The sequence below is a fragment of the Sphaerisporangium flaviroseum genome, assembly GCF_039537005.1.
Classification (GTDB): Bacteria; Actinomycetota; Actinomycetes; order Streptosporangiales; family Streptosporangiaceae; genus Sphaerisporangium; species Sphaerisporangium flaviroseum.
This window is the reverse complement of sequence record NZ_BAAAZR010000020.1, coordinates 389,899-398,839: the sequence shown is the minus strand read 5'-3', so window position 1 is coordinate 398,839 and position 8,941 is coordinate 389,899. Positions and strand designations below refer to the sequence as shown.

The window sequence follows — 8,941 nt, the reverse complement described above, 5'->3', positions numbered from 1 at the left end:
GTCGTGGCCAGATTGCGGGCCGCCGCCGTGGCCAGGCTCTGCTGAACCCGGCCGTTGTCGGTGTCTGTCCTCGCGTCGGTTGTCTCTGTCACAACCCACACCACCAATCCCTATAGCTGAACGGGGGAACAAGGGGTCACTCGGTAACTCCGGCGTGGTGCCGTGCGCAGTTGAGTCGGGTGTCGCCGGCTTCGACCGGCTGATCTTGAGAATGAAAGGCTCGAAGGGCATGACGAATCGGCGCGGCCGGCACCGATCGCATGAACCGATGGCTCCGGCTCATACGATGAATGGCACTCGTCCGTCGATCGGTCGTGGTTCTGCCGCTGGATGATTCACGTCGCGTACGTCATATCGGTGATTTCGGGGGGCGGTCCTTTTGGCACTGAATAGACGCGACGGGAAGTCGTACGAAACTCCGGACATGCTGGTCGAATGCGTCACGCATGCTGTTCGCCGTGGTCGGGGGATGATCGGTATATTGTCGCGGGCCGAACGGATGGGTCGTTCCGTGTTCCGGATGTTCGTCGTGGCCGCTGGGCTGCTGCAATTATGTGGTCCCGATCTTTGGCGTGTCAATTACGGGTTTTCCTTGCGCCGTAGTGCGCAGCGATAACGAGATTATTCCGGAACGCGGTAACCATCGCATATATCGGTACAGTGCTTGATTTCATCTTTAGAGCTGGTATAAAGCCCGCTTTTTTGGGTGGTTTCCGAGCGCGGAGTCGGTCATGCCAGGGGTACGGCACCACCCAAAGGGTGCGAGCGGTGAGAAGGCGTAGTCTCGAAGTACGGCCCAGGCCCGCCCAAGACGCGCGCCGGCGGCGGCGCTGCCGGGGCGCGCCAGATGCGGTCCGCCTCCGAGCACGATAGGGGGCCGCGATGTCTGACCGCTTGTTCCGCGACCGGAGAGACGCCGGCCGCGCGCTGGCCGGCCTGCTCGACCACTATCGCGGCCGTCCGGATCTGCTGGTGCTCGCACTGCCACGAGGGGGCGCGCCCCTGGGGTACGAGGTGGCCAGAGCCCTCGGCGCCCCGCTCGACGTCTTCGTCGTCAGCAAACTCGGTGTGCCCGGCCAGGAGGATCTCGTGATGGGCGCGGTCACAGGAGAAGGCCTGATCGCGCTGAACGACGACGTGATCCGGGGCCTGGCCATCCCGCCGGAAGTGGTGGAGCACGTCGCCGACCGGGAAGGCCGCGAGATCGCCCGCTGGGAGCGGCACTTCAGGCAGGGCTTCACCACGCACGAGGTGCGGGACAAGGTCGCGATCCTGGTCGACGACGGCCTGGCGAGCGGGGCGTGCCTGCGGGCCGCCATCAAGGCCCTGCGCAGGTTGCGTCCGGCCCGCATCGTGGTGGCCGTGCCCGCCGCCTCCGAGGCGACCTACGAGGAACTGGAGACGGAGGCGGACGAGGTGGTCTGCGCCACCACCCCGTCGCCGTTCTTCGCGGTCGACCAGTCCTACTGGGAGTTCACCCAGGTCACCGTCGAGGACGTACGGGACCTCCTGTGCGCGTCGGCGAGGTCGCTGCCAGCGAGAGCCGGCGCGCAGGCTCCGGGGGACATCACGGCCATCCGTGCGGAGGCCAGGCCGGTGGAGAACGGGACCCCCGGGAGGGAAGCGCTGTTCGACCTGGTGGGAGACGCTCGGTTCGTCCTGATCGGTGGCTCCTCCCACGGCACGCACGAGTTCTATTCGGCCCGTGCCTCCATGACGCGGCGCCTCATCGCGGAGAAGGGGTTCGGCGCCGTTGCGGTGCAGGCCGACTGGCCGGAGGCCTACCGGGTCAACCGGTACGTCCAGGGCCACGGCCAGGACGTCACCGCGGAGGAGTCGCTGCGGGACTTCAAGCGGTTCCCGAGCTGGATGTGGCGCAACGCGGTGGTCTTGGACTTCGTGGCATGGCTGCGCGACCACAACGACCGGCGGCTGGGCGGGCAGCTCCAGAAGGCCGGCTTCTACGGGCTCGACCTTTTCGGGATTCACCGGGCGATGCATGAGGTGATCGCCTACCTCGACCAGGCAGATCCGGCCGCCGCCGCCAGTGCCCGTGAGCGCTACGCCTGCTTCGACCACCTGGGCAGCGGGGACGGGCTGCCATACGCGACCAAGGCGGCCTGCGGAGCCGGTGAGGCCTGCGAGGACGAGGTCGTCGGGCGGCTCGTGGACCTGCGGCGGCACGCCATGGAGTCCGCGCGAAGAGAAGGCCTGCTGGCCGAGGACGAGCTCTTCTACGCGGAGCTGAACGCCGCCGCCACGAGGACCGCCGACGAGCACTACCGCTCGATGTTCTCCGGGCGGATCTCATCCTGGAACCTGCGAGATCGCCACATGGCCGACACCCTGGACGCGCTCGCGGCACATCTGGGCCGCCGCAGGGGGAAGCCCGCCAAGATCGTCGTATGGGCGCACAACGCCCACGTGGGCGATGCCCGGGCGACCGAGGCGGCGTGCCGCGGCGAGATCAACCTCGGCCAGCTCGCACGCGAGCGGCATGGGGACGACTGCCGCATCATCGGCCTCACCACCTACACCGGAACGGTGACCGCGGCGGACCGCTGGGGCGGCCCGCCCGAGCGCAAGTGGCTGAGACCCGCCATGTCCGACAGCGTCGAGGAGCTGTTCCACGAGGTCGGGAAGAAGGAGTTCTTCACGTCCTTCAGGTACTCACCGCGATCCGCTGACGTACTGCACTCCGCGTGGCTGGAGCGGATGGTCGCCGCCGTGTACCGCCCGCAGTCCGAGCGGCGCAGCCACTACTTCCGGGCTCGCCTCCGGGACCAGTTCGACGCCGTGATCCACATCGACGAGACCCGGGCGGTGGAACCGCTGGAGCGGACGGTCCGATGGGACGTGGGTGAGATCGCCGAGACCTATCCGTCCGGCGTCTGACAGCCCGACGCACGCGGAGGACAGGCAGGAGAAGAGACACGCAGACAAGGAGGACGCGATGACCGTCAGCCAGAGCCTTGCGATCCCCGTGGCGGGTGTCACGCTGGGGGCCGACATAGTCGTGCCACGGCCCGCGCACGGTGTGGTGCTGTTCGTCCACGGGAGCGGGAGCAGCCGCCACAGCCCTCGCAACCGCCACGTGGCCGCCCAGCTCCACACCGCCGAACTGGCGACGGTGCTCGTGGACCTGCTCACCCCCGAAGAGGAGGAGGTCGATGCCCTCACCGCCGCGCTGCGTTTCGACATCGGGATGCTGGCGGCGCGCGTCGTGGCCGTGGCCGACTGGCTCGCGGGGTACAAGCCGGTCGGTGAGCTGGGGCTCGGCCTGTTCGGCGCCAGTACGGGCGCGGCGGCGGCGCTGGTGGCCGCGGCGGAGCGGCCCGCCTCCGTGCAGGCGGTCGTGTCCCGAGGCGGCCGTCCCGACCTCGCGGGCGACTTCCTGCCCATGGTCCACCAGCCCACCCTGCTCATCGTGGGGGAGTACGACACCACCGTGATCGAGCTGAACCAGCAGGCCATGGAGCGGCTCGGCGGAGAGACGGCTTTCGCGATCGTCGCCGGTGCCACGCACCTGTTCGAGGAGCCGGGCGCGCTCGACCAGGTGGCCCGTCTGGCCCGCGACTGGTTCACCCGTCATCTGAAGAGCCTGCCACGCCGGGAGGCCCGCCCTTCGATGTAGGGGAGGACATACCCGGAGCGGTCGGTCACCTCGCTGCCGGACGTGTGGGGCGTACCAGGAGCGATCCCCCACGATCAAGCTTTTACTCCCGGTTGTCCCGCTTAGGGTGTCGGTTCCGTGCGTACGCACCGTAGCCTGACGACTACGGTACATAACGGAGCGTAAACATGCCTGTGACATCGACCACGCGCGTGGCGGTCAGCGAAGCGTTCACCCGGCGAGAGGACGCGGGCCGTCGGCTCGCGGAGGATTCCGAGCGCATCGCGCAAGCGTGTCGCGCCATGGCGGCGAGGTTCCACCAGGGCGGCAAGCTCATCGTCTTCGGCAACGGCGGCGCGGGCACGGACGCCTCTCACGTCGCGGTCGAGTTCATGCATCCCGTCGTCGTGGGCAAGCGCGCGCTCCCGGCGATGGCGCTGGGCAACGACGCCGCCACGGTCACCGGTGTGGGAGTCAGGGACGGGTTCGCCGAGGTCTTCGCCCACCAGGTACGTCAGTGGGCCGGCCCTGCCGACATGGCGCTCGGGATCTCGCCGGACGGGGACTGCGCGAACGTCCTGCGCGGGCTGGAGGCCGCTCACGATCTGGGCTTGTTCACCATGGCGCTGGTGGGCGGCGACGGAGGCGCGATCGCACGGAGTCCCGCGGCCGGCCAGGTGCTCATCGCCGGTTCCTGCGACCCGGCGGTGGTCAAGGAGATCCACGTCACGGCCTACCACGTCCTGTGGGAACTGGTGCACGTCTTCCACGCCCAGGCGGCCCCTGCGGTGGGCGGTTCGGCCGGCCCGGAGGCGACGAGATGACCGATCGCGTGGACTGCCTCGCCGACGTGTGCCTCACCTGCTCCGACGAGGCGCTGCCCGCTCTGGTGATCCGGCTGATGGACCACGGGCTCGCCGTCGTCGAGACCGGCGGCGTCCACGAGCAGGTGAGCGTCGCGCTGGTCGACGCGGCGGCCGGTGACACCGTGCTCGTGCACGCCAAGGAGGCCATCGCCGTCATCGCGAGGGGGAGCGGCCATGGACGAGGATGACCAGGCGTCTTCCGACGGGATACACCGCCTGTATCCCTTTCTCTACGGCGGTCGCGCGGCACACAGGTTCCACCCCGACCTGGCGCGGGACGGGAGTGGTGACCTGCGTGGGGGTCCCTGCTCCGGTCACCTCAACCGGTCCACCGAGGAGAAGACAGGCGAGATCGTACGGCTGCGCGCGCAGGTGGCCGAGATGTACGCCGACCGGCTCGCGGAGTGCGCCGAGGCGATGGCCGCGCGGTTCGTCGCGGGCGGCAGGCTGTTCACCTTCGGCAACGGTGGGAGCAGCACCGACGCCCAGGAGGTCGCCACCGCGTTCTTGCGTCCCCAGTACGGACGCCCGCTGCCCGCCCTCTCCCTGACCAGTGACATCGCCCTGGTCACCGCGCTGTCCAACGACGTGGGCTTCGACGTCGTGTTCGCCCGGCAGATCTCGGCGCTCGGCAGGCCGGGGGACATCGCCTTCGGCCTGTCCACCAGCGGAGGGTCCGCCAACCTCGTCCAGGCGTTCGAGGAGGCGTGGGGCAGGGGCATGCTGACCGTCGGTTTGGCCGGTTACCAGGGAGGACGCCTGGCCGAACTGGCGGAGCTGGACGTCCTCGACCATCTGTTCGTCATTCCGTCCTCGTCCGTCCATCGCATCCAGGAGGCGCAGACGACGCTCTACCACGTGCTGTGGGAGGCCACGCAGCACGTGCTCGGAGCGGAAGCGGCCAAGGGTTCATCGACACAGACCAGGAGTGGGGAGGCGGTATGGCCACGACGACCGACTCAGCGGACAGCAGGGTGAGGGAACAGGAAGAGCCCGTTGTCCACATACTTTGGATCAACGCAGGGATGAGCTGCGACGGTGACTCCGTCGCCCTCACCGCGGCGATGCAGCCGAGCATCGAGGACATCGTGCTGGGCACGCTCCCGGGGTTGCCGAAGGTCGAGGTCCACTGGCCGCTGATCGACTTCAACAGCGGGCCGATGCAGGGTGCCGACGCCATGATCGACTGGTACTTCCTGGCGGCTCACGGCGGGCTGGAACCCTTCGTGCTCGTGGTCGAGGGCTCCGTGCCGAACGAGTCGATCAAGCAGGAGGGGTACTGGTCCGGCTTCGGCAACAACCCGGACACCGGCCAGCCGATGACCCTCCCCGAGTGGCTGGACCGGCTGGCGCCCCAGGCGACCGCCGTGGTCGCGGCCGGCACCTGCGCCACGTACGGCGGGATTCACGCCATGGCCGGCAATCCGACCGGGTGCATGGGGGTCGCCGACTACCTGGGCTGGGACTGGCGGTCGAAGGCCGGACTGCCGATCGTCAACGTGCCCGGCTGCCCGATCCAGCCCGACAACATGTCCGAGACGCTGCTCTACCTGCTCTACCAGCTCAACGGGCAGGCCCCGATGATCCCGCTGGACGAGGCGCTGCGTCCAACCTGGCTGTTCGGCCAGACCGTGCACGAGGGCTGCGACCGGGCCGGGTACTACGAGCAGGGCCAGTTCGCCGTGGAGTACGGCTCGCCGAAGTGCCTGGTCAAGATCGGGTGCTGGGGGCCGGTCGTCAAGTGCAACGTCCCCAAGCGCGGATGGATGAACGGCATCGGCGGCTGTCCCAACGTCGGGGGCATCTGCATCGCGTGCACCATGCCCGGCTTCCCGGACAAGTTCATGCCGTTCATGGACGAGCCACCGGGGGCCCACGTGTCCTCGACGGTCAGCACCGTCTACGGCGGGGTCGTCCGCGCGCTTCGCGGCATCACGATCAGAACGGTCGACAAGGAGCCGAAGTGGCGAACCAAGGGCCGCGCCCTGCTCACCGGCTACAGAGCGCCCTGGAGCTGACATGACCACGGAGATGACATGACGAGCTCAGCGGATCAGAACCGCGACCTGGTGGAGATGGCCTGGGACCCCATCACCCGGATCGTCGGCAGCCTCGGCATCTACGCGAAGATCGACTTCGCCCGCAGGGAGGTCGCCGAGTGCTACAGCACCTCGTCGATCTTCCGGGGCTACAGCATCTTCATGAAGGGCAAGGACCCGCGGGACGCGCACTTCATCACCAGCCGGATCTGCGGGATCTGCGGGGACAACCACGCGACCTGCTCGGTCTACACGCAGAACATGGCCTACGGGGTGCGGCCGCCGGCGCTCGCCGAGTGGATCATCAATCTGGGCGAGTCGGCCGAGTACATGTTCGACCACAACATCTACCAGGAGAACCTGGTGGGGGTCGACTACTGCGAGAAGATGGTCCGCGAGACGAATCCCGGCGTGCTCGAACTGGCGGAACGCACCGAGTGCCCGCACGCAGGGGAGCACGGCTTCCGCACCATCGCCGACATCATGCGCTCGCTCAACCCGCTCGAAGGCGAGTTCTACCGCGAGGCCCTGGTGATGAGCCGCGTCACCCGGGAGATGTTCTGCCTCATGGAGGGCAGGCACGTCCACCCCTCCACGCTCTACCCGGGCGGGGTCGGCACGGTGGCGACGGTGCAGCTGTTCACCGACTACCTCACCCGGCTCATGCGCTATGTGGAGTTCCTGAAGAAGGTCGTGCCGATGCACGACGACCTGTTCGACTTCTTCTACGAGGCGCTGCCCGGGTACGAGCAGGTGGGGCGGCGGCGCGTGCTGCTGGGGTGCTGGGGCAGCCTCAACGACCCGGCGCACTGCGACTTCACCTACGAGAACATGAGCGACTGGGGTCGCGAGATGTTCGTCACCCCCGGCGTGATCGTCGACGGGAACCTCATCACCAACGACCTGGTCGACATCAACCTGGGCATGCGGATCCTGCTGGGCAGCTCGTACTACGACGACTGGGAGGGCCAGGAGCCCTTCGTCACCCACGACCCGCTGGGCAACCCGGTGGACATCCGTCATCCGTGGAATCAGTACACCATCCCGCGCCCGCAGAAGCGCGACTTCAACGACAAGTACAGCTGGGTCATGTCACCCCGCTGGTTCGACGGGAAGGACCTGCTCCCGCTGGACACCGGCGGCGGCCCCATCGCGCGGCTGTGGTCCACCGCCCTGTCGGGGAAGGTGGACATCGGGTACGTCAAGGCCACCGGCCACAGCGTGCTCATCACCCTTCCGAAGAGCGCGAGCAGGCCCGAGATGACGCTCGAATGGAAGATCCCCGAGCGTAACGGCGAACTGCTGTCCAACGCGCTCGAACGCAACCGCGCCCGTTCCTACTTCCAGGCGTACGCGGCCGCGTGCGCCCTGTACTTCGTCGAGCGAGGGCTCGACGAGGTGCGGAGGGGACGCACCCAGACGTGGGAGCCGTTCAACGTGCCCGAGGAGGCGATCAGCTGCGGGTTCACCGAGGCGGTGCGCGGCGTGCTGTCGCACCACATGGTGATCAGAAACGGCAAGATCGCCAACTACCATCCGTACCCGCCGACGCCGTGGAACGCCAGCGTCCGCGACAGCTACGGCACACCCGGCCCGTACGAGGACGCGGTGCAGAACACGCCGATCTTCGAGGAGAACCCACCGGAGACGTTCAAGGGCATCGACATCATGCGCACGGTGCGCAGTTTCGATCCCTGCCTGCCGTGCGGGGTGCACATGTACCTCGGCAACGGCAAGGAGCTACGCAAGCTGCACAGTCCTCATGCCTTCAATGCGACGTGAGCCACCGGGCGCCGGGGAGCTCTCCGCTCCGCGGCGCCGGGAGGGAGAGCCGGGGCAGATGCGCGAGGCCCATGAGATCCGAGCGGCCGGAGACCGCGTCGAGGCGCTGATCGACGAGCTGGGGACGCTGGCCGGCCCCGCCGCGCGGGTGAAGGCGGAGGAACTGGTCCGTGCCCTCGTCGACCTGTACGGCGCGGGGCTGGAACGCGTCATGAGCATCGTGGTCGACGGGGAGGCGGCGGAGGTGTTCCGTCGCCTCGCCGCCGACGAAGTCGTCTCCGGCCTGCTGGTCGTCCACGACCTGCACCCGTTCACCACCGAGGAACGCGTGCGCGCAGCGCTGGACGGCGTGCGTCCCTCCCTCGGGCTGCACGAGGGAGGGGTGGAACTGCTCGGGGTGCGGGACGGGGTCGTACGGCTGCGGCTCGAAGGCAACTGCCACGGGTGCGCGTCGTCGCGCACGACCGTGACCGATGCCATCGAGCGCGCGGTGATGCGGGCCGCGCCCGAGGTCTCCCGGGTGGAGGTGGACGGGGTGGCCGACGAGCGTTCCCCGCTGCTGCAGATCCAGCGCCGCCCGCCGGGCGCGTGCCCCGCTCCACAGGCGACCTCATGATGACCGGCGGCGTTCCAGGGGAGTC

8 protein-coding genes are annotated in these 8,941 nt (G+C 68.5%); all 8 read left to right on the top strand.

The genetic code is table 11. The features are described 5' to 3' along the window. The first annotated feature begins 882 nt into the window (after positions 1-882). The 8 genes from ABD810_RS27280 to ABD810_RS27245 all read left to right on the top strand — a co-directional run bounded on the left by ABD810_RS27280 (position 883) and on the right by ABD810_RS27245 (position 8,916). Positions 883-2,895 (top strand): erythromycin esterase family protein, encoded by a 2,013-nt coding sequence (locus ABD810_RS27280; protein WP_344946387.1) that lies wholly within the window; start codon positions 883-885, stop codon positions 2,893-2,895. A 58-nt stretch (positions 2,896-2,953) separates the two neighbouring features. Then, the gene (locus ABD810_RS27275; RefSeq protein ID WP_344946384.1) at positions 2,954-3,634 is read left to right on the top strand and encodes a dienelactone hydrolase family protein; all 681 of its coding nucleotides are present in this window, start codon (positions 2,954-2,956) and stop codon (positions 3,632-3,634) included. Positions 3,635-3,801: 167 nt separating this feature from the next. Then, positions 3,802-4,437 (top strand): D-sedoheptulose-7-phosphate isomerase, encoded by a 636-nt coding sequence (locus ABD810_RS27270; RefSeq protein WP_344946381.1) that lies wholly within the window; start codon positions 3,802-3,804, stop codon positions 4,435-4,437. Beyond that, the gene (locus ABD810_RS27265; RefSeq protein WP_344946379.1) at positions 4,434-4,667 is read left to right on the top strand and encodes a HypC/HybG/HupF family hydrogenase formation chaperone; all 234 of its coding nucleotides are present in this window, start codon (positions 4,434-4,436) and stop codon (positions 4,665-4,667) included. The genes ABD810_RS27270 and ABD810_RS27265 overlap by 4 nt, the downstream gene beginning before the upstream one ends. Next, complete coding sequence (locus ABD810_RS27260; RefSeq protein ID WP_344946377.1) at positions 4,654-5,457, top strand: D-sedoheptulose-7-phosphate isomerase; 804 nt, start codon at positions 4,654-4,656, stop codon at positions 5,455-5,457. Before ABD810_RS27265 ends, ABD810_RS27260 begins: the two co-directional genes overlap by 14 nt. Positions 5,458-5,504: 47 nt before the next feature. After that, positions 5,505-6,497, top strand: coding sequence for an NADH-quinone oxidoreductase subunit B family protein (locus ABD810_RS27255; RefSeq protein ID WP_344946375.1), 993 nt, complete (start codon positions 5,505-5,507; stop codon positions 6,495-6,497). Between the two features lie 18 nt (positions 6,498-6,515). Next, positions 6,516-8,300 carry a nickel-dependent hydrogenase large subunit gene (locus ABD810_RS27250; RefSeq protein WP_344946372.1) on the top strand — a complete coding sequence of 595 codons (1,785 nt, stop codon included), beginning with the start codon at positions 6,516-6,518 and terminating at the stop codon, positions 8,298-8,300. A 58-nt stretch (positions 8,301-8,358) separates the two neighbouring features. Next, entirely contained in the window at positions 8,359-8,916 is a 558-nt protein-coding gene (locus ABD810_RS27245; protein ID WP_344946369.1) for a NifU family protein, read from the top strand. Positions 8,917-8,941 lie beyond the last annotated feature (25 nt).